Annotated in this window: 18 protein-coding genes; 11 read left to right on the top strand and 7 right to left on the bottom strand. The window is 73.1% G+C overall.

From position 1 onward, the window contains the following. Positions 1-513 precede the first annotated feature (513 nt). Complete coding sequence (locus ElP_RS00905; protein ID WP_197446621.1) at positions 514-3,921, bottom strand: WD40 repeat domain-containing serine/threonine protein kinase; 3,408 nt, start codon at positions 3,919-3,921, stop codon at positions 514-516. Next, a complete protein-coding gene (locus ElP_RS37490) occupies positions 3,918-4,529 on the bottom strand; it encodes a sigma-70 family RNA polymerase sigma factor (RefSeq protein WP_197446620.1) in 612 nt (203 codons plus the stop codon). Before ElP_RS37490 ends, ElP_RS00905 begins: the two co-directional genes overlap by 4 nt. Positions 4,530-5,030: 501 nt before the next feature. Here ElP_RS37490 and ElP_RS00900 point away from each other — a divergent pair. Then, on the top strand, positions 5,031-8,960 hold the full coding sequence (locus ElP_RS00900) for an FG-GAP-like repeat-containing protein (RefSeq protein WP_145266393.1): 3,930 nt from the start codon (positions 5,031-5,033) through the stop codon (positions 8,958-8,960). Positions 8,961-9,388: 428 nt separating this feature from the next. Here ElP_RS00900 and ElP_RS00895 read toward each other — a convergent pair whose 3' ends face one another. The 3 genes from ElP_RS00895 to ElP_RS00885 are packed head-to-tail and all read right to left on the bottom strand — an operon-like array spanning position 9,389 to position 10,566. Further along, positions 9,389-9,688, bottom strand: a complete 300-nt coding sequence (locus ElP_RS00895) for a hypothetical protein (RefSeq protein ID WP_145266391.1) — start codon at positions 9,686-9,688, stop codon at positions 9,389-9,391. After that, complete coding sequence (locus ElP_RS00890; protein WP_145266390.1) at positions 9,675-10,103, bottom strand: helix-turn-helix domain-containing protein; 429 nt, start codon at positions 10,101-10,103, stop codon at positions 9,675-9,677. Before ElP_RS00890 ends, ElP_RS00895 begins: the two co-directional genes overlap by 14 nt. Positions 10,104-10,134: 31 nt before the next feature. Continuing rightward, a complete protein-coding gene (locus ElP_RS00885; protein ID WP_145266388.1) occupies positions 10,135-10,566 on the bottom strand; it encodes a hypothetical protein in 432 nt (143 codons plus the stop codon). A gap of 822 nt (positions 10,567-11,388) precedes the next feature. On the opposite strand from ElP_RS00885, the gene ElP_RS00880 reads away from it, so the two are divergent. From ElP_RS00880 to cheB, 7 genes are read left to right on the top strand one after another with little or no spacing between them, the layout of a single operon-like run. Continuing rightward, entirely contained in the window at positions 11,389-12,768 is a 1,380-nt protein-coding gene (locus tag ElP_RS00880; RefSeq protein ID WP_145266386.1) for an urea ABC transporter substrate-binding protein, read from the top strand. Further along, positions 12,765-14,930, top strand: a complete 2,166-nt coding sequence (locus ElP_RS00875; protein ID WP_145266384.1) for a methyl-accepting chemotaxis protein — start codon at positions 12,765-12,767, stop codon at positions 14,928-14,930. Before ElP_RS00880 ends, ElP_RS00875 begins: the two co-directional genes overlap by 4 nt. Positions 14,931-14,969: 39 nt before the next feature. Further along, positions 14,970-15,449, top strand: coding sequence for a chemotaxis protein CheW (locus tag ElP_RS00870; protein WP_145266382.1), 480 nt, complete (start codon positions 14,970-14,972; stop codon positions 15,447-15,449). Positions 15,450-15,454: 5 nt separating this feature from the next. Beyond that, positions 15,455-16,756, top strand: coding sequence for a CheR family methyltransferase (locus tag ElP_RS00865; protein WP_145266381.1), 1,302 nt, complete (start codon positions 15,455-15,457; stop codon positions 16,754-16,756). After that, positions 16,753-17,364 (top strand): chemotaxis protein CheW, encoded by a 612-nt coding sequence (locus tag ElP_RS00860; protein ID WP_145266379.1) that lies wholly within the window; start codon positions 16,753-16,755, stop codon positions 17,362-17,364. The genes ElP_RS00865 and ElP_RS00860 overlap by 4 nt, the downstream gene beginning before the upstream one ends. Beyond that, a complete protein-coding gene (locus tag ElP_RS00855) occupies positions 17,361-20,261 on the top strand; it encodes a hybrid sensor histidine kinase/response regulator (RefSeq protein WP_145266377.1) in 2,901 nt (966 codons plus the stop codon). The genes ElP_RS00860 and ElP_RS00855 overlap by 4 nt, the downstream gene beginning before the upstream one ends. Beyond that, positions 20,258-21,313: a chemotaxis-specific protein-glutamate methyltransferase CheB gene (gene cheB / locus ElP_RS00850; RefSeq protein ID WP_145266375.1), complete on the top strand. Its 1,056-nt coding sequence runs from the start codon at positions 20,258-20,260 to the stop codon at positions 21,311-21,313. Before ElP_RS00855 ends, cheB begins: the two co-directional genes overlap by 4 nt. Positions 21,314-21,438: 125 nt before the next feature. On the opposite strand, the gene ElP_RS00845 is transcribed toward cheB, so the two are convergent. Together ElP_RS00845 and ElP_RS00840 are read right to left on the bottom strand one after the other, a co-directional pair. Further along, on the bottom strand, positions 21,439-22,419 hold the full coding sequence (locus ElP_RS00845; RefSeq protein ID WP_145266373.1) for a DUF1559 domain-containing protein: 981 nt from the start codon (positions 22,417-22,419) through the stop codon (positions 21,439-21,441). Positions 22,420-22,496: 77 nt separating this feature from the next. Further along, positions 22,497-23,024, bottom strand: a complete 528-nt coding sequence (locus tag ElP_RS00840; RefSeq protein WP_145266371.1) for a hypothetical protein — start codon at positions 23,022-23,024, stop codon at positions 22,497-22,499. A gap of 331 nt (positions 23,025-23,355) precedes the next feature. Between ElP_RS00840 and ElP_RS40490 the strand changes: the two genes are divergently transcribed. From ElP_RS40490 to ElP_RS00825, 3 genes are all read left to right on the top strand, one after another. Further along, on the top strand, positions 23,356-24,219 hold the full coding sequence (locus tag ElP_RS40490) for an RNA polymerase sigma factor (RefSeq protein WP_145266369.1): 864 nt from the start codon (positions 23,356-23,358) through the stop codon (positions 24,217-24,219). A gap of 269 nt (positions 24,220-24,488) precedes the next feature. Further along, positions 24,489-24,674, top strand: a complete 186-nt coding sequence (locus ElP_RS00830; RefSeq protein ID WP_145266367.1) for a hypothetical protein — start codon at positions 24,489-24,491, stop codon at positions 24,672-24,674. 82 nt (positions 24,675-24,756) lie between these two features. Next, positions 24,757-25,671: a ferritin-like domain-containing protein gene (locus ElP_RS00825; protein ID WP_145266365.1), complete on the top strand. Its 915-nt coding sequence runs from the start codon at positions 24,757-24,759 to the stop codon at positions 25,669-25,671. Positions 25,672-25,682: the final 11 nt, after the last annotated feature.

The following is a 25,682-nucleotide window of genomic DNA, read 5'->3' as shown; positions in this document are numbered from 1 at the left end:
AGCCTTCGATCCGCCTGGCGGGCTTCCCGATGCTCGGCGAGCCGATCGGTCACCAGCTCGGCCAGCGGGCCCGAGCCGACGTAGACCGAGCGGACCCGCCGTCCCTGCCGACGGCTCTCGTAGAAATAGGACCGGCCTCCTCGCTGCTTCCAGGGCATCGAGCGTCTCCGAACACCTGCCGTCCGAATTGCCCTACACTGATCGACGTTGCACCAGTCCGAGAGGCGGGCATGCCGCATGGAAAGATTGTTCGATTATAGTCGTACGAGGGACAAGGCGACGCGTTCCCCTTGGCCATTTGCACAGTAACGCGAGGGGTGGTCCCTGCTCCTTCGATCTCGGAAGGTGCAGCCACTGCGCGATCCAGCGTTCGTTGATGAGTAGAGTCACCGGCACCTGGACCGGTCTACCGCGAGGTTCCTGGAAGATCGAGCCGCTCGGAGGCCGGAGCACAGTGCGGACCGGGTGCGTGAGATGGGGCAAATAACGCAGTCAATCATTTCGCCAAGATCATCAATCCGCCCGCGCCCGGTCGAACGGCTCACCGGGCCCGGCCCACCACAGGCGGACCGACCCGTCGTGGCTGGCCGAGGCCAGCGTCCGGCCATCGGGACTGAAGGCGACCGCGTTGACGCCCCTCTCGTGACCGGTTAGCGAGAGGTGGGCCTCGCCGGTGGCGACGTCCAGCAGCGTCACTACCCCGTCCTGCCCCGCAGAGGCCAGCACCCGGCCGTCCGGGCTATAGGCGACGTCGCAAACCTCCTCGGCATGCAGCAGCGGCCGGCGCACCAGCTCCCGGCCGCTCGCCGCGTCCCAGAGGATCACCGAGCCGAGGTTGTCGCCGGCGGCCAGGGTCCGCCCGTCCGGGCTGAAGGAGACGCAGGTCACCGCCGAGGTGGCCGAGGTGGTCGACCCGGCCGCGAACGACCCGAGCCGCCGGCCTTCTCGCACGTCCCACAGCCGCACCCGCGCCACGTCGTCGGCCACGGCCAGCACCCGGCCGTCGGGCCGGAAGGCCAGGCCCCTGATCTTCGCCCCATCCCCTTCGAGCCGGCCCCGCTCCGACCCGGTCGCAGCGTCCCAGAGGACGACCTCGCCGAGGTCACCCCCGCCGGCCAGGATCTCCCCATCCGGGCTGAAGGCCAGGTCACGGACCCGGGCGTCGTGTCCACGAAACTCCCGCTCGACCCGGCCGGTGTCGAGGTCCCAGGCGAGCACCCGCCCGTCGAAGTCGGCAGAGGCCAGCCGCCGGGTGCCAGGCGCCATCGCCAGGCAGGACGACCAGCCCCGGTGCCCCTCCAGCGCCTTCACGAGCGTCCCCGTCCGGCGTTCCCAGAGCTTGACCAGCCCGTCGCCGCCGAAGGAGGCCAGCAGACGGCCGTCGTTGGAGAACGCGACGTCCCAGGCCTCGTCGGCGTGGCCCCTCGGTTGGGGAAGCTCGGGAAGCGGCCGGGGGTGCCAGAGCAGGACCTGGCCGTTGCCCAGGCCCAGGACGAGGCCCGGCTCCCCCGTGAGGAAGCTGGCGGCGCTGACCGGGCCGGAGAGCCCGTCCAACGCCCGGGAGGGCGTTCCGGTGCCCGGGTCAATCAGAGCGGCCCGCCTCGCATCGTCGGAGGCGAAGAGCAGCGTCCCGTCGCCAGAGACGGCGAGGCCGTTGACGCGATCGCCGGACCACGACACCGTGCGGACCACCTCGCCGGTATCCCCGTCGCGGAACTCCAGGTCGCCGTCCGTCGTCGTGACGATCGGCCCCCCCGGATCGGGCGAGGCGGCCAGGAATGCCCCCTCGGCCAGGGGCAGGCGACGGTGCCCCCCCGCCGGGAGGGCGTCGAAGATCACGAATTCGCGCGGCTGCGACCCGTCCGTCGGGCGCTCGCCCGGCAGGATGGTGGCGATGCACCGGCCGTCGGGGCGCATGATAAGCGCCCGCGCCTCTCGGACCAGGACGAGCGCGAGCCGGCGCCCCGAGGCGAGCGTCACGGGCCGGGACTCGATGAGCGGTACGCCCCGATCCTCATCCCGTCGGCTGACGACCAGCGTCGATCCGTCGGGCGAGAATGCGCCCGGGATCGCGACCTCGAGGTCCTCGACCTCCACCAGCTCGACCCGGCCGTCGGCCAGGTCGAGCAGCGCCAGCGCCTCTCGGCGTGCCGGCACGGGCTTCGGCTCGACGTCCAGCGGCGGCGAAGCGACCGCCCGCCACCGATCCAGGTCGTCTAGCAGGCGGTCGTCGACGTTGAGCACCGCGAGGGCGCCGTCGGGGGAGATCGGCCCAACGGCCCAGGTGTAGAGGCCCCCGAGGTCCGGCGGCGGCAGCTCCCGCACGCGGGGCCGGCCCCCGGCGACGGGCTCCAATCGCCAGCGCCGGACGACGCCCCTCGTGTTCGCCAGCACGTCTCCCCGAGCCCCGACGGCGGCGTGCTCGACCAGCCCCGGCAGGACGCCGAGCACGGTCCGGTCGGCGCGGAGCCGGCGATCGAGGAAGTGCCAGGCGAAATCACGCAAGTCGGCCTCGCCGGGCGTGGGGACGAGCTGCCCCAGCCGCTGCTGGGCCACCTCGACCCGGCCCCGGCGGGCGTCCTCCTGGGCGAGGGCGATCGTCGCCACGTACCGCAGATGGCGTTCCCCCTCCAACGCCCGCTGGGCCTCGGCCCGGGAGCGTCCCAGCCGTGCGTTGGACCGCGACAGCGCGATCGCCGAGCCGAGGCTCAGGACCAGTGTGACCAGCCCCAGGCCGATCAGCGCCGCCCGGGCCGGGTGGCGGGCGGACCAGCGGGCCGCCCGGTGCGCCCGCCCCAGGGGCCGGGCCTCGGTCGGCTCGCCGGCCAGGACGCGGCCGAGGTCGTCGGCCAGGTCGCGGGCAGAGCCGTAGCGCACCTCGGGCCGCTTCTCCAAGCAGCGCAGGCAGACCGCCTCCAGGTCGCGCGGGATCTCCGGCCGATCCTTCCTCAGGGATCGCGGGGGCACTTCGAGGACGGCCCGCATCAGCGTCCAGGGCGTCCCGGCCGTGTGGGGGGGCCGGCCTGCGAGGAGCTCGAAGAGGACGGCCCCCAGGGCGTAGACGTCGGCCGGCGGCCCGGCGGCGTCGGGTCGGGCCTCGATCAATTCGGGGGCCATGTAGGGCGGGGTGCCCATCGGCCGGGCGGTGATCGAGGCGCCCGGTGCGGCCTCCAGCAGCCGGGCCAGGCCGAAGTCGGTGAGCCGGGGCACCGGATCGCCGCCGGGGGAGCGAGGCGGATCGATCAGCACGTTGCCCGGTTTGAGGTCGCAGTGCAGCAGGCCGCGGGTGTGGATGTGCGCCACGGCCTCGGCCAGCACCCGCGCCAGGCGGGCCGCCTGCCGCGGGTCGAGGGGCCCGGGCTGCTCGCGGAGCCAGCGCCCCAGGTCGGGCCCCTCGCAGTAGGCGCTGGCGATGTAGCAGATGGGGCCGACCTGGCCGGCCTCGAACACGGGCACCAGATTGGGGTGGTCCAGCCGGGCGGCGGTGCGGGCCTCGCGGAGGAAGCGGCGGCGGACCCCGGGGGTGAGCAGGGCATCGGCGCGGGGAAGCTTCAGGGCGACGACGCGGTCCATCTCGGGGTCGTACGCGCGGTAGACGACGCCGAAGCCGCCGCGCCCCAGTTCCCGCTCGATGACGAAGCGGCCCAACGGCGGGTAGCCCCCCGCGACATCCTCGGGAGTCTCCCCGGTCAACGGTGACGCCGGACCCGGTGCCACCCTCGAGGGCCGGAGGGCCTGGTCCAGCAGGTGGAGCAGGTCGCGGAGCCGCTCCTGCTCGGGATCGCCCGGTTCCGGGGTGTCGTCGGGGAGGGTGTCGCCGAGGAGCAAGGCCTCGTCGTAATCGGCCAGCCAGTCGGCCAGCGGGTCGTCGCCGGGTCGGTCGTCCCCGGCGGGTCGGCCGTCAGTCCGGTCGCCCGTCACGGCTGCGTGTCCCCCAGTCGATCGCGGAGACGCTGACAGGCCCGGCCATAACTCTTGCGGGCCCCGTCCTCGGTGCAGCCCAGCCGGCGGCCGATCTCGGCGAAGCCGAGGCGTTCCTGGTAGCGCCAGAGGATCACTTGCCGGTCCCGCACAGGCAGCTCGCTGAGCCCGCGGGCGAGCCAGGCGAGCCGCTCCCGGCCCATTGCGGTGGTCGATGGGGTCGAGTGGACATCGACCAATCCGTCCCGGAGGGCCCCGCCCCCCCGGAGGGCCCCGCCCCCGGCCCGGGGGGCGTCGAGGCGGACCTCGGCGCGGACATCGGCCTTGGCCGTGCCGAAGAACCTCCGCCGCTGCTCGGCGAGGTTCAGCAGCATGACGCGGTAGAGCCAGCCGCGAAGCTCGTCGGTGGAGCGGGCCTGCAGGTCGTCGACACGACGGCGGGCGTCGACGAATGTCTCCTGGACCAGGTCGCTCGGGGCCAGCTTGACGCGCAGCGACGCCGGGATGGCCCGCTCGGCGACCAGGGTCAGGTAGCTCCGGCAGGCCTCCAGCTCCCGGCCGAAGGCGTCGGGGTCGGAGCCCCGCCAGTCGATGGGACCCAGGGGCATGGTAACGCGACCTCGCTGGCGATCCGCGTGTCGCGGCCGGCGGCCGGGCCGCCACCACATCGTCGTCGTGTCAGGGCTGGACGCGAGCATGCGAAACCTCAATCCATCCATTATAAGTCCCGGGACGCGCCGGTTCAACCGCAGCCTTGCCGCCCGATGCCCCGGAGTCGCACGGCCCTCTCGCGGCAGCAAGTCTTTCCGAATAATGGGGTTGCGCCACAGGTGCGGCCTTACGTTAATGCGTCCCCGGCGGGGGGCGTTTGGGACATCTCGAAATTAAGCCGAGTCGCTTCGTCCGGTTTCGCCGCGAACCGCCAGGAAGATGGGGGAAGACCCTCGGGCCGGCGCACCTGTCCGCCGGCTAACGCATCGAGAGGGCTGCAATCGAGACGACTCCCCGGTTTGAGGGGTGGAATCCAGGAGACGACGCCGATGACGTGGCCGTTTGGAAGGGCGACGGACAGGACGACGGCCGGGGGGAAGCATCCTCGGCGGCCGATTGTGGAATCCCTGGAACCTCGCGTCGTCCTGGACGCCGGCGTCACCGCCGCGGAGGCCTACGTCTTCGCACTGATCAACGAATTCCGCGCCGACCCGGCCAGGTTCGCCTCCACCATCGAGGCCTACATCGACGGTGAACAACGCGGCGGGCACGGGTTCGATGCCGACGACCCGATCCTCGCCGAGGTGCGATCCTCCGTCGACTACTTCGACGGCCGGCCCATAGAGAAGGGGACCTGGCACTTCTCCGATGCGATGGCGTTCCTGAGGTCCCAGGGGGGCGAGGACGGCCCCACGCTGGGGCCTTATGGGATCGACGAGTACCTGGCCCAGGGTGCCGACGACCACGTCGACTACATGGACGAGGTCTGCTACGCGCATTCCTGGGATACGCAGCAGAGGGGCGAGGCCCCCGTGTGCATCCGCGACGGGGGGAAGGCGATCCCGGGCGGCAACTACGATTACAATAATGTGAATTATCCGGACCGCCTCGGCGGGGAGCAGAGCTCGCCGGGCGAGAACATCGGGGGGACGCGGAAGACCGAGGGCGGCCCGTCCTCCGGCCGCGAGATCTACGAGGGGTCCGCGGGCGACTTCGAGGCCTTCGCCCAACGCCAGGCCTACCTCGGCACCCTCTCCTATATCGTCGACTGGGGCAACCCCGACATGGGGCACGCCAAGAACCTGCTGGGTCGGGACGGCCCGGCCGGCGCGTCGACGAGCGGCCTCGGCCTCTCGGGCGTCGGGAAGGGCAAGGGGATCTACGCGAGCAACTCGATCGGAGTCGGCTTCGGATTCTACGAGGATCGGACATACTACTCGACCCACCGGATCGCCAATCGTGTCGAGGACGGCGGCTACGTCGTGGGGATGGCCTACCAGGACTTCGACCAGGACGCCCGCTACGACATCGGCGAGGGCCTCGGCGACCTGACGCTCGGATACCGCGAGGTGGGCACCCGGGCCGTCACCCGGGCCCCGGCCGCGCCGGGCAACGAGCACGGCATCGTCCAGGCGTGGCTGCCAAACGGGACCTACGAGGTCGGCCTGGTGGGGAACTCCGGCCAGCTGATCAAGCCCCAACGGGTCGTGATCGCCGACGCGAACAAGGCCGTCGACTTCCGACTCCCCCCCTCGTTCCCCCTGACGGGAGACGGCGGACTCGGCGACCCGCCGCCGGGCCCCGACGCCTTCGAGCCGAACGACGATCGGGAGGCGGCCCGCTGGCTCGGCGCCGCCTCCTACGGCTCCCCGCTCCGTCGGGCCGAGATGCTGACGATCGACGCGAGCGACGACGTCGACTACTTCTACTACCAGATCGACGGCCGTGGCGGCCCCGACGACAAGATCGCCATCTACTTCGACCACGAGGCCGGCAACCTCGACGCCTATCTCTTCGCCAGGCGCTTCGACGGATCCTACGTCCTCGCCGACAAGTCCGAATCGACGGACGACGACGAGTTGCTCGACCTGACCGGGGACGAGGGCAATCCCGTCGGGTTCACCGTCGGTTACATGCTCGCCGTCGTCGGGGCGGGGGGCGACACGAACATCTACACCCTGGACGCCCAGATCCGGCTCGACCGGCCGCTGCCCGACCAGTACGAGCCCAACAATAACTTCTTCGTCGACGGCCCGCTGGACCTCGGCATCGCCTCGGCCGGTAGCCCCCTGTTCGGCACGCTGGACCTGAACTTCCACGACCCCGACGACGAGGATCTCTTCACCTTCCGCCTGAACGGCGAGGCCGGCGACGACAGCTTCATTCATCTCGGCACCGACAACGACGGCGGCGCGGGCGAGCCGATCCTGGTCGAGCTCTATCGCCAGGCGCCGGATGGCTCCTTCGAGTTCGTCAGGGATGACTACTCGGTCGATTTGGAGAAGTTCATCAGCCTGGACGGCCTGGACTTCGGCACCTATGGCCTGAGCCTGCGGGGCTTCAGCACGTTCCGCTCGGACCCGAACACCTACACGATGGAGTTCAACGTCGAGCCGGGGCCCCTGGCCGCGGACCCCCTGGAGCCGAATGACGAGGAGGGCGGCGCGACCGACTGGGGGACGATCTCCGTGGCCTCCCCCCTGGAGGTCGATCGTCGCGACCTGTCGATCGATCGCGGGGGGGACGAGGACTGGTACGCCCTCAGCCTCGCCGACCCCGCGGGCGAGGGGGATCGCATCAAGGCGAGCTTCGAGCACGATTCCGGTGACCTCGACCTGATCCTCTACCGGCGCGAGAAGGACGGGAGCCTCGTCGAGGTCGACCGCTCCGCAGGGGAGGAGAACGTCGAGGAGATCGGCCTCGACGGCCTGGCCGCGGGCTCCTATCTCGTCCGGGTCCTCGGGTACGACGGCGACACGAACTTCTACCAGCTCGAGGCCGACATCCGCCCCGTCGACCGGACCCCGCCCTCCGTCGTCGGCATCTCCGCCGGGGGCCGCGCCTCCGATCGCGACCCGATCGACGTCGCCATGGTCACCTTCTCCGAGCCGATCGACCCGGCCTCCTTCGGGGTGGACGACCTCCGGCTGACCCGGGACGGCCAGCCGGTCGACCTGGACGGCGTGGCCGTCGATTGGGTCGACGAGACGACCTACCGCGTCGTCGGGCTGGGCGCCCTCACCCGGAGGTCGGCCGGGTACGAGCTGGTGGTCGACGCGGGGGGCCTCCGGGACCTCTCCGGCAACCCCGGCGTCGGCCGCCTCGCGGAGCCGATCGCCTTCCGCCGGGTCGTCGAGGGCGACTACGACAACGACGGCGTCTCCGACCTGGCCCTCTACCGCTACGACGCGACGGCCGGCGCCGCCGTCTTCGAGCTCAGGCTGTCCAATCAGGGCAGCCCCGAGACCTCCACGGTCGTCATCGACGACCTCGGGCCGAATGTGATCCCCATCGCCGGCGACTTCGACGGCGACGGCCAGGCCGACGTCGCCGTGGTCGACCCGCAGGCCCGGCTCTCCGGCAGCGGCGAGCCCAACGCGAGCATCTGGACCTACCTCCGCTCCTCCGACGGCGAGCGCGTCGACATCCCCTTCGGCGCCGCCGGGGTGCTCGACCGCCCGGCGCCGGCCGACTACGACGGCGACGGTGCGACCGACATCGCCACCTTCCGCGCCGATAGCGACCTCGTCCCGGGCGCCGCCCAGTGGTTCATCCTCCCCAGCGCCAGCGGCAGCGCCTTCTCGGTGGTCTTCGGCGCCGCCGGCGGCACCGACCTGCCCGCCCCCTTCGACTTCGACGGCGACGGGCGCGCCGACATCGCCACCTTCCGACCGATCAGCGACCTCGTCCCGGGCGCCGCCCAGTGGTTCATCCTCCCCTCGGCTCGCAACGACGCCACTTTCAGCCGCGCCCTCGGCGCCTTCCCGATCACCTTCGGCGCCGCCGGCAACGCCGATCAGCCCGCCGTGGCCGACTTCGACGGCGACGGGCGCGCCGAGATCGTCGCCTTCCGCTCGGAGAGCGACCTGGAGCCCGGCCGCGCCCAGTGGTTCGTCCTCCCCTCCCGCGGCGAGGTCCCTGGCTTCGGCGACGGCTTCCCCGTCACCTTCGGCTCGTCAGGCGACATCGCCGCCGTGGCCGACTACGACGGCGACGGACGCCCCGACTACGCCGTCTTCGATCAGGGCTCCGGGGCGTGGACGATCGGCTCGGCCAACGCCGATGGGCGGCCGGGGCCCGGGCGGGCGGAGCCCTTCGACCCGACCGGAGGGGCCGGCATTCCGGTCCTCTCGCCGCTGTACTTCCGCCTCCGGGTCACGGACAACATCCCGGCCCAGTCGTCGGCGTCCGCCTCGCTCGCCTCCGTCGCCGCGGCACGCTCGGCGGCCCGGCGATCGGGCGATGGTGACGACGATGGCGAGGGGAGCCGAATCGACCTGATCGACGACGTGTTGGAGATCCTATCGGCACGGGCTCCCGAGGTCTGAGGCATCGCATCCGAGTTCAGGCGAGTCGACCGGCGGCGGACGTACCCCCCCGCGTCCGCCGCCGGTCGGCTCGCCGTTGTGGGCAGGGGACGCACCGCTGAACCAACGATCATGGCAGGCCGTGGATCCGCCCCCCCGGTGATCTCAACGACCGGCCATTCCGCGAGGGCGCCAAGAGCCCCGTCGGCTCGGGGTGTCCTCGGCCGGCCTGGTTCTGGCACCGATCCCCCCGCTCCCTTAGGCTGCTTTCAGCGAAACGCGACGCCAGTACCACCCCCCGAGGTCGGCCCCTTCCGGCCCCCGGGTTCTGTCACCGGCTCCCATCGGGTCCTTTCCTGTTCCGTGGAACGGTCGGCGTCGGAACCCGACGCCCCCGGTTCTGGCACCACGCAGACCATCTCCCCACCGTTTCAATCGGCATGGCGGCGTCAGATCACCCGCAGTCGGATCAGCTCCCGGGCCACCGGGAGGATGCTCCGACCCCAACCGGCCAGCGGCTCGGCCGTCGCGACCGCCTCGGCCAGCTCGGCAGAGCGGGCAGCGCCGGCGCGCCCGGCCTTGATCCAGCGATGCAGCGTCCGCTTCCCGGTGCCGGCCGCCTCCGCCGCACGGTCCCGGGACAGGCCCTCGACGATCCCCCGGGACAGGGCGACCAGACGACCCGGCGTGTCGAGGCTCGGACGGCCCCCCTGATTTCCCGCTTGGTTTCCCTTTTTATAGTGTTGCATTGGTGCGGAAACCCTCGGCCTTGAGCCGCTCGATCGTCCGGCGGTACGCCTCCCACTTCCCCCGCGCCGCCAGCCACGCCAGGCGACGGCTCCAGAACTCCAGCGGCCCGAGCCGTTCCTTCCAGTACTCCTCCCGGGCCCGCTTGGACCGCGTCCATCGCTCCTTCGACTCGGCCTCGTAGCGATCCCAGGACGCCCGGATCCGTCCCCGGCGACGCAGCGCCGCCACCCGATCGACCCGCTCGGCCCAGGCCGCGAAGGTCGGCTCTCCTTCCCGGCCTCGGCGGAGCCAGTCCTGGAGGGTCCGTCGGCCGATGCCGAGTGCGTCGGTCGCCTCGCTCCGGGACCGCCCTCCGGCAAGGAGGCGGAGGAACTCCTCGCCGACCTCCGGGCTGAACTTGGTGGGTCGTGGCATGGATCGGGCTCACCGGCGAGGGGAAGAGGAGTCACCGTCGCGGCTCGTCGAGCAGGCCGAGGCGACCGCAGTAGGCGTCAAGTTCCGCGTCGGTCATCTGCGAGAGGGGCTTCGGTGGCGACGGATCCGGCGCCTGGTCCTTCCTGCGCCATCGGGCCGGGAACCGGCGCTCCAGGAGCCAGGCGCTGGCCTGCCAGGAGCCGGGGATGCCCTCGGACCCGGCGCGGCAGATCGAATCCAGCGCCCCGACCTCGGCCGAGGCGATCGCGGCCCGGTAGTCTCGCCGGAAGGCCCGATAGGGGGCGTCGTGGTCGTCCTTCGAGCGTCCCCGCCCCAGCCATCGGCGGAGGGTGCTCCGGCTGATCCCGGCGGCCCGGCAGGCGGGCCCGGGGAAGCTCCCCGCCCGGAGGGCTTCGAGGAGGGCTCGGATGGCCTCGGGGTCGGGCGTCCTTGAGCGGCTCATCGGTCCCTCCGTCCACCCGAGGAGGTTCGGACCATCGCCAGGATGCCGGCCTTCACCGCCTCGGGAAGCTCAGGCCAGGCGGAAGCAATCTCCGCCAGGTCGGGGGGGAAATCGGCTCCGGTGGGCAAATGGTGGGCAAGCGACAGTGCCCCATCCCACAAACCTTTTTCGAACGAGGAACTTACGCCAAGCCGCTTGCGGTTTGCTAAACCGTTAGTCGGGGTCAAACCCGGCTCGGGGGTTCGAATCCCCCCTCTCCGCTCGAGGACGGACTCGCCCCGCAAGCCCAGCGACTGTTGGGGTTCGCGGGGTTCTTTCTTGATCTGTCCGAATCGAGCACCCCTCGATGTCAGGAATCGCAAAGGCCGCTCCGCGCCACGACGGCCGGGAAGCCCCGCGACGTCAGGTTGCCCGCATCGGTCGCGGGCGCGCCCATGGGGGTTGGCCGGCCTTCGATCGCGAAACCCGGTTCTCCCGAGGGCGGAGGTCGGGCTCGTCGGACTCCATCGTCGGGGGGTCGCCTCGGGCCTGGCCCGCCTCGAGGGGCTTGGCGAGCAGCCGGCGGAGCATCCCCCGCTCGGCGGCTCGGGCGGCGAAGCCGTCGCAGGGTGAGCCGGGCGTGCGGCGTACTCAAGGGGGGTGCCACCCGCGACCGGGGTCCCGAGGGGCGAATTGCGGGGGGATGGGCCGGGTGTTAATCTAGGAAAGGTGGAAAGAGGCTTGCCCGAGCGACCGCGGCCCCTCCCCCCCTGGCTCGACCCGGGGGAGGCGTGGCCGCCGGGAGTTGCGCCAGGCTCGGCCCGATCGGCCGGAGGGGCTTGAGTGTTGAGGCGACTGGCGGCGGGGGTGGCGCTGACGCTGGTGGCGACGGCCGCGGTCGTCGGCGGCCTGGCCGTGGCGGGGGTGATCGGGCCGCGCGCGACGCCGATCACGGTCGGCATCCTGCACTCCCGGACCGGCCCGATGGCCGAGAGCGAGCGCGGGGTGATCGACGCCACGGTGCTGGCCCTCGAGCAGCTCAACGAGCGGGGCGGCGTCCTCGGTCGGCCGGTACGGTGGGTGGTCGCCGATGGCGCGTCGGACGAGGCGGTGTTCGCCAGGGAGGCGACCCGGCTCATCGAGGAGGAGGGGGTCCTGGCGATCTTCGGCTGCTGGACCTCGGCCAGCCGGAAGGCGGTGCGGCCGATCGTCGAGCAGTCCGACCACCTGCTCTTCTACCCGGTGCAGTACGAGGGCTGCGAGCTGTCCCCGAACATCGTCTATCTGGGGGCCGCGCCCAACCAGCAGATCATCCCCGCCGTGTCGTGGAGCCTGGACCGGCTGGGGACGTCGTGCTTCCTGGTGGGGTCCGACTACATCTTCCCCCGGGTGGCCAACGCCATCATCCGCGATCAGCTGACCGCGCTGGGAGGCCGGGTGGCCGGCGAGGCGTACGTGCCGCTGACGGCCACGGCGATGGACGAGCTCGTCGAGCGGATCGTGGCGGCCGAGCCGGACGTGATCTTCAACACGATCAACGGCGCGGCCAACGCCCCATTCTTCGACGCCCTGGCCGAGGCGACCCGGGACCGTCGCCGTATTCCGGTGGTGTCGTTCAGCATCGCCGAGGTGGAACTCCAGTCGATGGGCGACCTGAGGTCCGTGGTCGGCCATTACGCGGCCTGGAATTACTTCCAGGGCCTGGACCGGCCGGCGAACCGGTCGTTCCTCGCCGCGTTCCGGGCGCGGTTCGGCAAGGCCAGGGCGGTGAGCGACCCGATGGAGGCGGCCTACGTGGGGGTGAGGCTCTGGGCGCAGACGCTGGAGGAGGCGGGCCGGGTCTCCCCGGCGGAGGTGCGACGGGCCCTGCGTCGGCAGAGCCTCGAGGCCCCCGAGGGCGTGGTCAGCATCGACCCGGAGACGCAGCACGCCTGGAAGGTCGCCCGGATCGGCCGGGTGACGGAGGACGGCGGGTTCGAGGTCGTCTGGGCCTCGGACCGGCCGGTGATGCCGGTCCCCTATCCGATCTTTCGCCCCAGGTCGGCATGGGACGACCTGGTGCGGGATCTCTACACGGGGTGGGGTGAACGCTGGAGCAACCCCGCGGGGGCGGCCGAGTACGTCGCCGGAGAGTCGGCCGGGCCCGAGGCGGCGGGGCCTCGGCCGGGGGAGGGGGCACCCGATCGGGGCGCGGCCGGGGCGGCGGGGGAGGTCGGCGGATGAGTTGGTCCTCGAGGGCGGAGGCGGCCCGACGGCTCTCCCGGCTGGTGCCGCGCTCGATCGCCGGCCGGCTGACCTTCTGGTTCCTGGCGATCGCCCTGGTCCCGTGCCTGGCGCTGACGACGCTGCTGGACCGGATCTCGTCGCGGTCGATCGCCGAGACGGTGCGGCGGAACCTGGGCGTGATCCAGGCGGCGAGGGCGACCGAATTGGAGCAGTTCGCCGGGGACCGGATCCGGTACGGCACGTCGCTGTCCCGGGCCCCGGCCTTCGTCGCCACGGCCGATCGCCTGGCGGAGATCGTCGGGCGAGGCGGGAAGGACTCCCCCGAGTATCGCGAGCTGATCGACCGGGGCCGGGAGACGCTCACGCACACGATGGAGACGCTCGGCTATCCGGAGGTCGTGATGTTCTCGCCCGACGGGACGCTGCTGCTCCGATCGGCCGGGGCGCCCGACCCGGGCCCGGATCTCGCGTCCGGGCCGCTCCGAGGCTCCCCGCTGGCCAGGCTGGTGGTGCGGACCCGGACGCTCCTCATGGCCGACCTGTCGGCCTTCGCGACCTATCCCGGTTCGGACGAGTCGATCGCCTTCGTGGGCACGCCGCTGCTGGGTGACGACGGCCGGTTGGTCGGCGTGCTGGCCCTGCAACTGGACAACCGCGACGTGTTCCGCGTCTTCTCCGACCACACCGGGCTGGGAGAGACGGGGGAGGTCCTGGTCGGCGCCCTCGATCGCCCCGAAGGGGCCGAAGGGGGCCGCACGGTGACGATCGTCTCCCCGCTCCGCCACGCGACGTCGGAGGACTCCGAGACGGCCACCGTCCCGCTGCCGGGCGGCGGGGAGGCGACCGTCAGCAAGCGGATCAGGCTGGGATCGGATCGGGCCTTGCCGCTGCAAGAGGCGGTCCTGGCGCGGCGGGGATACGGCCGGGCCGTCGACTACCGGGGCGAGCCGACCGTGGCCGCCTGGGGGTACCTGCCGAGCTACCGATGGGGCCTGGTGGTCAAGCAGGACGCCGACGAGGCGTTCGAGCTGATCGCCCGGCAGCGGACGGCCATGGCCATGCTGCTCGGCCTGACGGCCGTCGGCGTGGTGACGGCGGCCCTCCTGGTGGCCGGGAGCCTGGCCCGGCCGATCCGGGCGGCGGCGGAGGTGGCGCGCCGGATCGCCGTCGGCGACCTGACCGGGCAGGTCGACCTGCACGCCGAGGGGGAGCCCGGGCAGTTGCTGGCCGCCTTCCGCACCATGACCGAGTACCTCCGGGGCCTGATCGGCCGGATGAAGTCGTCCAGCGTGCAGCTGCTCGGCACGGCGACGACGATCTCGGCGGCGTCCCGGCAGCAGGAGCAGTCGGTACAGGCCTACGGCGCCTCGACCAATCAGGCCGCCGCCGCGGTGAAGCAGATCACCGCCACCAGCCAGGAATTGCTGGGGACGATGAACGACGTGAACGAGGTGGCCGCCGGCACCGGCGCCATGGCGGCCGAGGGGCACGAGGCGCTGGTCAACATGGACCACTCGATGCGCATCCTGGCCGAGTCGACCGGCTCGATCAGTTCCCGGCTGTCGGTCATCAGCGAGCGGGCCAACAACATCAACCTCGTGGTGACGACCATCACCAAGGTGGCCGACCAGACCAACCTGCTGTCGATCAACGCGGCGATCGAGGCCGAGAAGGCCGGGGAGTACGGGCGGGGGTTCCTGGTGGTGGCCCGGGAGATCCGGCGCCTGGCCGACCAGACCGCCGTGGCCACGCTGGACATCGAGCGGATGGTCAAGGAGATGCAGCAGAGCGTCTCGGCCGGCGTGATGGAGATGGACAAGTTCCACGAGCAGGTGCGCCAGGGGGTCGAGGAGGTGAACCGGGTCGCCGGCAGCCTCGGCCAGATCATCGACGCGGTCCGGGACCTGACCCCCCGGTTCGAGCAGGTCACTGACGGGATGCGCGCCCAGGCCCTCGGGGCCGAGCAGATCCGGGAGGCGATGGTCCACCTGAGCGAGGGGGCCGGCCAGTCGGCCGCGTCGCTCCGCGAGTTCAACGACGCGACCGAGCGGCTCCGGCAGGCCGTCGGCACGCTGCGGGACGACATCGCGTTCTTCAAGCTGGAACCCCCGGCGCCACCGGTCGCATCGGGCGGCGACGCGGCGGCGGGGCGGGCGTGACGGCACGGCGGCGGGACGTCGGATTGGAGGCCGAGGCTCATGATGGTGCTGACGTTCGAGGCCGGGGGTGAACGCTACGGCGTGGACGTCTCGCTCGTGGAGGAGGTGGTCCCCCGGGTCGCCCTGAGGCGGCTGCCCTACGCCTCCTCGGCCGTCGCCGGGCTGCTCGACTACCGGGGGGAGGTCGTGGCCGTCATCGACCTCGGCCGGCTGGTCGACGCCCTCCCGTGCGAGGACCGGCTGAGCACCCGGGTCGTCCTGTTCGGCGCCGACCGGGAGGGCCGCCGGCTCGGGCTGGCGGCCGAGCGGGTGAGCGAGCTGTCGGACGTCTCGGGCCTCGAACTGACCACGCTGGCCGCCCCGGTCCAGCGGGTGGGCTTCCTCGGCCCGGTCGCCCGGGTCGACGGGCAGTTGGTCCAGCTGATCGAGCCGTCCCGGCTGCTGGTCGAGGTGGCGGGGCGGGACGGGGTCGATCCGGCCGGAGAGCCGGCCGGGGCGTCGGCGGCCCGGACGGAGTGACCGCCATGGGCGCCCCCGAGTCGGAGCCCGACCTGATCGCCGCCGAGCGGGTGCTGGGGGAGCGGATCGGACTGAACCCCGACTCGTTGGGCCGGGGGCCGATCGCGCAGGCGGTGACGGCGAGGCGGAAGGCCCTCGGGCTCGCCGCCGGGGCCTACGCGGGGGTGCTGTCGGGCCGGGAGGACGAGCCCCAGGCGCTGATCGAGGAGGTGGTGGTCCCCGAGAGCTGGTTCTTCCGCGACCGGCTCCCATTCGAGCACCTCGCGATGGTCCTCGCCCCGGCCTGGAGGGACGACCCGGGCCGGCCGCCGTTGCGGTCGCTCTGCCTGCCCTGCGCGGGGGGTGAGGAGCCCTACTCGGTGGTGATCGCCCTCCTGGATTCCGGCCTGCCCCCGGGGCGATTCCGCGTGGTGGCCGTCGACGTCAGCCGCCGGGAACTGGACCGCGCCCGGGCCGCGACCTACCGGTCGCATTCGTTCCGGGGCGTGGACGCCGCCGTCCGGGACCGCCACTTCGACCGGGTCGGGGAGGCGTGGCGGGTCGCGTCTCCCGCCCGAGACCTCGTCGACTGGCAGCAGGGTAATCTCCTCGACCCCGCGCTGGCGGACCGGTTCGGGGACTTCGACGTGGTGTTCTGCCGGAATCTCCTGATCTACTTCCACGACGAGGCGAGGCGCCGGGCCTCGGCGGCGTTCGGGAGGCTGGTCACGCCGGGGGGGACCCTGTTCGTCGGGCACGCCGAGGCGGGCCTGCCGCTCGGCCCGGCCTTCCTCGCGACGGGGAGGCCGGGGACGTTCGCGTTCCTCCGATCGCGCGACGACCCGGCCGGGGACGGCCCCCCGCCGCGTCCGGGTCCGCCGCGGCGGGTCGACGCCCCGGCCCCCCGGCCCGGGGCCCGGTCGGCGACGGGAGGCCCGAGGGCGACCCGCCCGGCGACCGCCCCGGGTCGCCGCACGCCCCCGGTCACGGCGTCCGGCGAGGCCCCCGGGGCGACGGACACCGTCGAACGCGCGGCCGAGCTGGCCAATCAGGGCGCCTGGGAGGCGGCGACGGCCATGGCCGGTCGCCTGGTGTCGCGGTCGCCGTCGGATCCGTCGGCGCACGTCCTGCTGGGCGCGATCGCGCAGGGCGCCGGCCGGTCGGATCTGGCCGAGGCGTCCTTCCGGCGCGCGGTCTACCTGGACGGCCATCGCGTCGACGCGTTGCTGGCGCTGGCGGCGCTGGCCGAGGCGAAGGGGGACCGGGCCGCCGCCGCGAACTACCGACGCCGGGCCGATCGGGCGGACCGGCGGGAGGTCGGATCATGAACGGGCACGACCCCGACGACGACCGGGGCCTTCGGGCCGACGCCCGCAGGCTCTCCGAGGAGGCACGACGCCTGTTCGACCGGCCCGCCCCGCCGGGCTACCTGGCCGAGTGGGCGGCCGTGCTGGCCGAGCCGGAGGCGGAGGATTCCGGCGACACCGCCTCGCTGCTGGTCTTCCGGTTGGGTCGCAGCTGGCTGGCGGTCCGGACGCCGATCCTCGTCGAGGTCGTCGAGGCCCGGCCGGTCCACCGCGTGCCGCACCGCGTCGGCGGCCTGCTCCGGGGGCTGGTGAACATCCGGGGGCGGCTGACGCCCTGCGTCGACCTGGCCCGGCTGCTGTCGCTCGACGCCCGGGCGCCGGGCGCGGGCGGGGGGGAGGGGAGGCGGATCGTGGTGGCGGAGGGGGCCCGGGGGGCCGGCTGGGTCGCCTTCGAGGCCGACGAGGTGGTCGGCGTACACGTCGTCCCTGCCGACCGGCTCCGGGGGCTCCCGTCGACGGTCGAGCGGGCGGAGGGCCACTGCGAGGCGACCTTCCGCTGGCGGGACCGGACCGTGGGGGTCCTCGACTCGGGGCGGTTCCTCGACGCGTTGGAGGCCTTCGACCGATGAGCGACGGGGGCGGGCTGGACCTCACGCTGCTCGACCTGTTCCGCCAGGAGGCGGGCGAATACGTCGACACGTTGTCCAAGGGGCTGCTGGCGATCGAACAAGGGGACGCAGTCCCGTCGGCGTTGGAGCCGATGATGCGGGCGGCGCACTCGCTCAAGGGGGCGGCCCGCATCGTCGGGCTCGCCGCCGCCGAGCGCCTCGCCCACGCCCTCGAGGACGTCATGGTCGCCTCACAACGCGGCGACATCACCCTGGCGGGGCACGCGGTCGACGCCGGGCTCGAGGCGGTCGACTGGCTGGCCTCGTGCGCCTCGACCTCGAACGAGGAGCTGCCGGCGTGGGCCGAGGCCGAGGCGGATCGGGCGGATCGGCTCGCCGCCTCGCTGCGGGCCGTGGCCGAGGGCCGCCCGCCGACGACGCCCGTTCCCCTTCCTCCGGGCGAGGCCCTGGGTACGCCCCGCGCCGGGCCCCCCGCCGAGCCCGAGTCCGAGCCCCCGGCTCCCCCGGCCCGGGCCGATTCGGCCGAGGCGTACCTGGACGACCTGTCGCTGCTGGAGCTGTTCCGCCAGGAGGCGGAGGTCTACGTGCAGACGCTGTCGGAGGGGCTGGTCGCGTTGGACCTCGAGGGGGCGGTCCCGTCGGCGTTGGAGCCGATGATGCGGGCGGCGCACTCGCTCAAGGGGGCGGCCCGCATCGTCGGGCACGCCGCCGCCGAGCGCCTCGCCCACGCCCTCGAGGACGTCATGGTCGCCTCACAACGCGGCGCCATCACCCTGCGGCCCGAGGGGGTGGACACCTGCCTGAGGGCCGTCGACCTGCTCTCGGAGTGCGGCGGGCTCGACGAGTCGAGCTTCGAGGACTGGCACCGGTCGAACTCGGGACGGGTGGACGACCTCGAATCCGCGCTCCGGGCCATCGCCGAGGGCGGGGAGGTTACCCCGCGGGCGTCGCCGCACGCCGGGCCGACGTCGCCCGCCGCCCCCGGGGCGGACGAGCCCGAGGCGGCCGCACCCGCGTCGCCCCCGGGATCCGGGGATGCGACTCCCCCCGTCCCGACGGCGACGCCCGGGGTCGGGCCGCCCCCGGGGAAGGCGGCCCCGGCGACCTCGCCCGACGCGGTGGTGAGGGTGGCGGCCGGGAGCCTGACGCAATTGCTGGGGCTGGCCGGCGAGTCCCTCGTCGAGGTGCGGCAGCTCAGGCCGCTGGTCGACGCCCTGATGGCCGTGAGGGGGCACCACGCGGGGCTCTGCGAATCGCTCCGGAAGCTCCGGCGTCGCGACGCCGGGGGGGCCGACCGGCCCGGGGAGGACCTCGCCCGCCTCGAGGCGATGGGGCACGCGCAGGATGCCGCCGATCGCAGCCTGGCCGAGGTGGACCGCGTCCTGGAATCGCTCGAACGCTACGCCCGTCGGAACGAGGAGCTGTCCGAGCGCCTCCACCACGAGGTGATCCAGAGCCGGATGCGGCCGCTGGCCGACGGGGTCCGGGGCTTCCCCCGGATGGTCCGGGACGTGGCCCGTCAGCTGGGCAAGAAGGTCCGCTTCGAGGTGGTGGGCGATCGGACCGGCGTGGACCGCGACATCCTCGACCGGCTCGAGGCGCCGCTCAATCACCTGATCCGCAACGCCCTCGACCACGGGCTCGAAACGCCCGAGGACCGCGTCGCCGCCGGCAAGCCGGCCGAGGGGGCGGTCCGGCTGGAGGGGAGGCACCAGGCGGGGATGCTGCACCTGACCGTCTCGGACGACGGCCGGGGCCTCGACCCCGAGCGGCTCCGGGCCAAGGTCGTCGAGCGGGGGCTGGCCGGCGCGGCGATGGCGGCGCAGATGACCGACGCCGAGCTGTTCGAGTTCCTGTTCCTGCCCGGCTTCTCGACCAAGGGGGAGGTGACCGAGCTCTCCGGCCGGGGGGTGGGGTTGGACGTGGTGCAGAGCATGGTGCAGTCGGTCGGCGGGATGCTCCAGACGGCCTCGACGCCGGGCAAGGGGACCCAGTTCCACCTCCGGCTGCCGATCACCCGATCCGTGATCCGGGCGCTGCTGGTGGGGATCGGCGGGGAGCCGTACGCGGTGCCGCTGAACCGGCTCGATCGCGTGGTCGTCGCCGCCCCCGACGAGCTGGAGGAGCTGGAGGGCAGGCCGTTCATCCGGGTGGACGACGACCAGCCGATCGGCCTGGTCCCGGCCGCGCTGGTGCTGGGCCTGGGAGAGGACCCGGGATGGCCGGTCGCCGGGGGCCGGTCCCCGATCGTGGTGGTCGCCGACCGCGGGCAGCGCTTCGGGATGGTGGTCGACGCCCTGATCGGCGAGCGGGACCTGGACATCCGGCCGCTGGACGCGAGGCTGGGCAAGGTGCCCGACGTGGCCGGGGCCTCGGTCCTGGACGACGGCCGGGTGGTCCTGATTTTGGACGTCGAGGATCTCGTCCGGTCGATCGACGCGAGGCTGCAAGGCCATCGGTTCCGGCTGGCGGCGTCGGATGCCCGGCCGGTCGAGGCGGGCGGGGAGGGCCCGGGGCCGAAGCGGATCCTGGTGGTGGACGACTCGATCACGGTCCGGGAGCTGGAACGCCAGCTGCTGGCCAACCACGGGTACGAGGTGGACACGGCGGTCGACGGCATGGACGGGTGGAATGCCCTGCGGCAGGGGCGGTATGATCTGGTGGTCAGCGACGTGGACATGCCGAGGCTGGACGGGATCGGGCTGGTCCGACTCGTCCGCGACGACCCTCGGCTGCGCGGGCTCCCCGTGGTCATCGTGTCCTACAAGGACCGGGCGGAAGACCGCCTCCGCGGCCTCGACGCCGGGGCCGACGCCTACCTGACCAAGGGGAGCTTCCACGACGAGACGTTCATTTCGACCGTCGTCGACCTGATCGGGGAGGCGGTGCGGCGGTGAGGGTGGCGATCGTCAACGACTCGGCCCTGGCGACCGAGGCGCTCCGGCGCGTCGTCCGTTCGGTCCCCGGCGCGGAGGTCGCCTGGACCGCCGCGGACGGGGCCGAGGCCGTCGACCGCGCGGCCGCCGACCGGCCCGACGCCCTGCTGATGGACCTCATCATGCCCCGGATGGACGGGGTCGAGGCGACCCGCCGGATCATGATCGGCAGCCCGTGCCCGATCCTGGTCGTGACGGCGACGGTCAGCGGGAACATGGACCGCGTCTACGAGGCGATGGGGCACGGCGCCCTGGACGCCGTGAACACGCCGGCGCTGGGCCCCGGCGGCGTCGCGACCGGCGGGGAGGACCTGGCCCGGAAACTCTCGCAGCTCGCCCTGCTGGCGGCCCGCCCGACGGCGGATCGCGCCCCGCCCCCCCGGCCCACGGAGGGGCCCGCCCCGGCGTCCCGCCCCGCGTCGCCGATCGACGACCTGCCGCCGATGGTCGTCATCGGGTCCTCGACCGGCGGGCCGAAGGCGCTCGCCGAGATCCTGGAGGCGCTGCCGGCCGGCTGGGGGGCGGCCGTCGTGGTCATCCAGCACATCGACGCCTCCTTCGCGCCGGGGCTGACGAAGTGGCTGGAGGGGCATTCTCGGCTCCCCGTCCGGCTGATCGTCGGGGGGGAACGGCCCGAGGCGGGGGCGGTCCTGGTCAGCGGCACCGACGACCACGTCGCGCTGGAGGACCGCGGCCGGCTGGCGATCACTGCCGATCCGGAGTCGCTGCCCTACCGGCCGAGCGTCGACGTGTTCTTCGAGAGCCTGGCGGCACGACGGGTCCGGCCGGGGGTGGCCGTGGTCCTGACCGGGATGGGCCGCGACGGGGCCCGGGGGCTGCTCGCCCTCCGAGGGCAAGGATGGCACACCATCGCCCAGGACCGTGAGACCTGCACCGTCTGGGGTATGCCCCGGGCGGCGGTCGAGCTGGGAGCGGCCGTCGAAGTCCTCCCGCCCTCCCGGATCGGCCCGGCCTTGACCTCGGCGATCGACGCGGCCTCCCGCCGCCCGTAGCGGCCGACCGAGCGCGGCGCGATTTCCGCCACCACGACCAGTCCGTTCGAGGGGGGGACCAGCCGGTTCGCCGATCGATCGATCGACCCGGGCGGCGGGGAGGGCCGGCCTCGGCGCAGGATGGGTCAATAGGAGTCCGACGAGATCACCTCCGCGCCCCGGGTCGTGCTGAGGGCCCGCCAGGTCAGGGCGTCGATCGCGTCCCGGACGAATCGGACGGAGCCGTCGGCCATCGCCGCGTTCACCCCGCTGGGGTGTCGGCTGCGGGCGCCGTAGTTGTCGGGCAGGGCGGTGGTGGCGGCGGTGCAGGGGGGGTTGGGGGGGGAGGGGTCGCAGTAGTACGGGCTGAACATGGCGTCGGGGAAGGAGCTGTTGGGCGTGAGGAAGGCCTCGAAGCCGGCGGCGTCCCCCCACCAGGAGAAGCCCCGGAGGTCCCTCCCCCGGCCGACGACCACCTCGGAAAGCAGGAGCGTCTGGCCGGTGCCGTCGACCAGGCCGCTGAGGCCGACGGTCCGACGACCGGGGTCGGTCCGGGTCAGGCCCCGGTAGGGGGAACCGATGTCGACGAACGGGGCGCCGCCGAAGGCGTCCCCCCGGAAATCCTCCTGGAACTGGGTCGTGTTGCCGAAGTTCGCGGCGTAGTTCTGCGAGGTGCAGGAGTAGGTCACGCCGTTCATCCGCTCGGAGATCGGGGCGTTGGTGTCGTCGCTGGGGCAGAGGTAGGCGGAAATCCAGGTCGAGGTCACGGTCCGGTTGGCCGCGCCGAAATATCGGAGCGGGTCGTCGTGCTCGGACGGCACGCCCGGCAGGTTGCTGCCGTCGGCGTTCCAGGAGTCATAGAGGGCGGGCCGCTCCAGGTGGGGCAGGACGTAGACCAGCCAGGTCCCCCAGCAGCAGCCCTTCTTCCCCGGGGGGAAGCAGCGGTGGACGTCGTGGTAGTGGTGCATCGCCAGGGCGATCTGCTTCAGGTTGTTGGTGCACTGCACCCGCCGGGCCGCCTCCCGGGCGCCCTGCACGGCGGGCAACAGGAGCGCGACCAGCACGCCGACGATCGCGACGACCACCAGCAGCTCGATGATCGTGAAGCCGACAGGACGCCTCGGCATGGGATCGGCCTCGATCGGAGGACTCGCTCGGGGGAGGCCCGAGGGAGGTGAGGGGAGGGGGGGGGGAGGGGAGGAGCTCATTCGCCCTCGGGGGACGGGGGGGCCGGTTCGCCGATCAGCTCGAAGCGGTACTCGTTGGGCCCGTCGGGCGTGACCGTCGCGGCCAGCTCGGTCCGCTCATTGTAGCGCCCGGGGATCAGGTCGATCATCGGCCGGGGCGATCGAGGAGACTCCCCCGGTGCCGGGGACGCCTGGACGCCGGAACTGGCGTAAATCCGGACCGAGTAGGAGCCGGGGGTCGGCCCATCGCGGCCCGGGATGGCGAATCGACCGGAGCGGATCGACCCGCCGACGGCCAGGCCGCCCTCCTGACCCGGGGCAGGCTCGAAGAGGACGAACCCCTCGGCCAGCGGCTCGGAGTCCAGCGAGACCCGACCCGAGACCGGACGTCGGCCCCCCCCGTCGCCGCAGCCGATCGGGACGGCCAGGCCAAGCAGGGCCGAGACCACCACCGCCCGGATCGCGACGCCGGCCCGGGAGCCGCCGGTTGCCGAACTCCCGAGTTGAGTCGCCTCGAACATCGCGTCGACCTGGGCCTGGGACACCCCCGACCGGGCCGGGCACTCCTGCCCGGGCTCGTGGTGACGGGGGCACTCGTGCTCAATTGACCACGACGATCGCCTTCCATGCTTCCGTATTCTAATCGGGGCGTCGACCGGGGCGCCCCCGTCCCGGGCGGATCCGGGGGAGGGGGGGCCGGGACCTCCCGAGGGCCGTCCCGGGAAATCCGACCTGGGGCGAGAATTTGAACCCCGGGGGCCCGGATCGTGCAGTAACTCGGCGAGACTTCGACCAAACATCCCGACCACGGCGCGCAGTCGGCCCCGACAGGCAGCGGCCGGGGCCCCGGCCGATCGAACGCGACGGCGATCCCCAATGACCGATCATCAACTCCTCGGCGAATTCGTTTCCGAGCGGAGCGAGGCGGCCTTCCGAGATCTGGTGGCCCGGCACGGCCCGGCGGTCCTCCGCGCCTGCCGCCGGATCCTAGGCGACCCGGACGAGGTCGAAGACGCGTTCCAGGCCACCTTCCTCGTCCTCGTCCGCAAGGCGCCGACGATCCGAGACCCGGAGACCCTGGGAAACTGGCTCTATGGGGTCGCCCTCAGGGTCGCCGCCCGGGCGAGGAGGGATGCGGCCCGGCGTCGGGACCACGAGCGGAGGATTGCGGCGATGTCCCCGGCCTGCTGGGAACCCGGGCGAGCCTGGGACGACTCGGAGCGGGTCGTGCGCGAGGAGCTGGCCCGGCTGCCTAGGTCGTACCGGGAGCCGATCGAGCTGTGCTACCTCGGGGGTTGCAGCCACGAGGAGGCGGCCCGTCGGCTGGACTGGCCGCTCGGCACGCTGAAGACCCGGCTGGTCCGGGGTCGGAGGCGGCTCCGGGGCCGTCTGGCCCGTCGGGGGATCGCCCCGGCCTTGCTCCTCCTGCTGGCCTGGCCCGGCCGGCGGGCTTCCGCGGCCGTGCCCGGGGATCTGCTGGAGAAGACGGTCGGCGCGATGCTCGACGACGCCCGGGGGCTCCTGTCGGCCGGGGCCTCGCGGCCGGCCGAGCTGGCCCGGGCTTTCGAGCACGCCCGACGCCCGCCCCGGTGGCTCGGCCCGCTGGCGGTCCTGCTGGCGACCGCCGTCGTGACGACCCTGGGGGTCGCCCTCAGGGCCCAGGCCCGGGCGGCCGAGTTCGAGTCGTTCGCGGCGCTCCCCCCCAATCTCACCGACGTGCTGAACGTCGAGTGCCGCTGACCCGGCCCCGCTCCCCCGCCTCGGCGAGTCGAGCCGCCGGCTGGCGGCCTCCCCCCGGGAAAAAAGGTGAACCCGGGGCCGGGGGGCCGGGGAGTACGAGTCCGAGGGGCCGAATCCGCCCCCTCGGGCCGATCCCCTCGGGAGGCCGGTTCGCCGCCCGAAGTCCCCGGGTGACGCGGCGGGGCGCCCTGCCACCCCGGCCCGGACCTCCCCGAATACCCCCCGACGCGCCTCGTGCTGCGTGCCGGGCACCCGCCCCCGCGTAGATCGTGCGCGCCGGCCCCACCCAACCGGAGAGGCATCCCTCGAAGACCCGCTCCTACGCGAGGATCGCCCTGATCGGCCTCGCCGCGCCGGCCTCCGCCCCGGCCGGGCCGATCGGGTACGTCCTGGGCAACGGCGGCACCACGCTGCACGCCTCGGCCCGCCGTCGCCGGGCCCGGCGGGCCTCCTGATCGATCGCGGCGAAACGGCCCGCAATCGTGGCCCGGGGCGATCCCGGGCCGACTCCTCCCTCCTCCATCGAGATCCTCACCAATGAACGAACAGGACCGAGGCGGCCGCAGTGCGAGCAACCGTCGCCGCATCCTCCAGGGGCTCGGGCTCGCCTCGATCGGCCTGGCCGGCGGGGCGTTGACGGGCCGGAACGCCCACGCCCAGCGCGGCGGGCTGGACGTGCCCGTGCTGAACTTCGCGCTGAACCTGGAGTACCTGGAAGCCGAATACTACACCTACGCGACCGCCGGGGTGAGCATCGCCGACCTGGGCATCGGCGTCACCGGGGTCAGCACCGGGGCGGGCAACCCCGGGCCGGTGACCGTGAAGCCGAATCCCCGGGTGCCGTTCACCTCGGGGGGCCTGATCGAGCAGTACGCCAACGAGATCGCCCTGGACGAGCAGAACCACGTCCGGTTCCTCCGGGCGGCGCTCGGTGCCAACGCGGTCGCCCGGCCGGCGATCGACCTGATGGGCAGCTTCGCCGCCGCGGCGGAGGCCGCCGGGCTCGGCTCGGGCTTCGACCCGTTCGCCAGCGAGCTGAACTTCCTGCTCGGGGCGTTCATCTTCGAGGACGTCGGCGTGACCGCCTACAAGGGGGCCGCCCGGCTGCTGGCCAACCGGGACTTCCTGGAGGCCGCGGCGGGCATCCTCGCCGTCGAGGCCTACCACGCGGGGGAGGTCCGCACGGTGCTCGCCGCGATGGACGCCGACGCCCCCGGCCTGGGCATCGCCGGCATCGTCCAGGCGATCTCCGACCTGAGGGACGCCGCCGACGGTGCGGCCGACCTGGACCAGGGGATCGTCGAGGACGGCGAGCTCAACATCGTGCCGGCCGACGAGAACTCGATCGCCTTCAGCCGGTCGGCCCAGCAGGTCCTGAACATCGTCTACCTGAACGCGAACACCGCCCCCGGCGGATTCTTCCCGATGGGCATGAACGGCGCCATCCGCTGAGACCGGCATTG

Origin of the sequence: Tautonia plasticadhaerens (genome assembly GCF_007752535.1) — a bacterium.
GTDB classification, from domain to species: Bacteria; Planctomycetota; Planctomycetia; order Isosphaerales; family Isosphaeraceae; genus Tautonia; species Tautonia plasticadhaerens.
The sequence above is the reverse complement of the archived record's forward strand: the minus strand, read 5'-3'. Positions and strand labels throughout refer to the sequence as shown.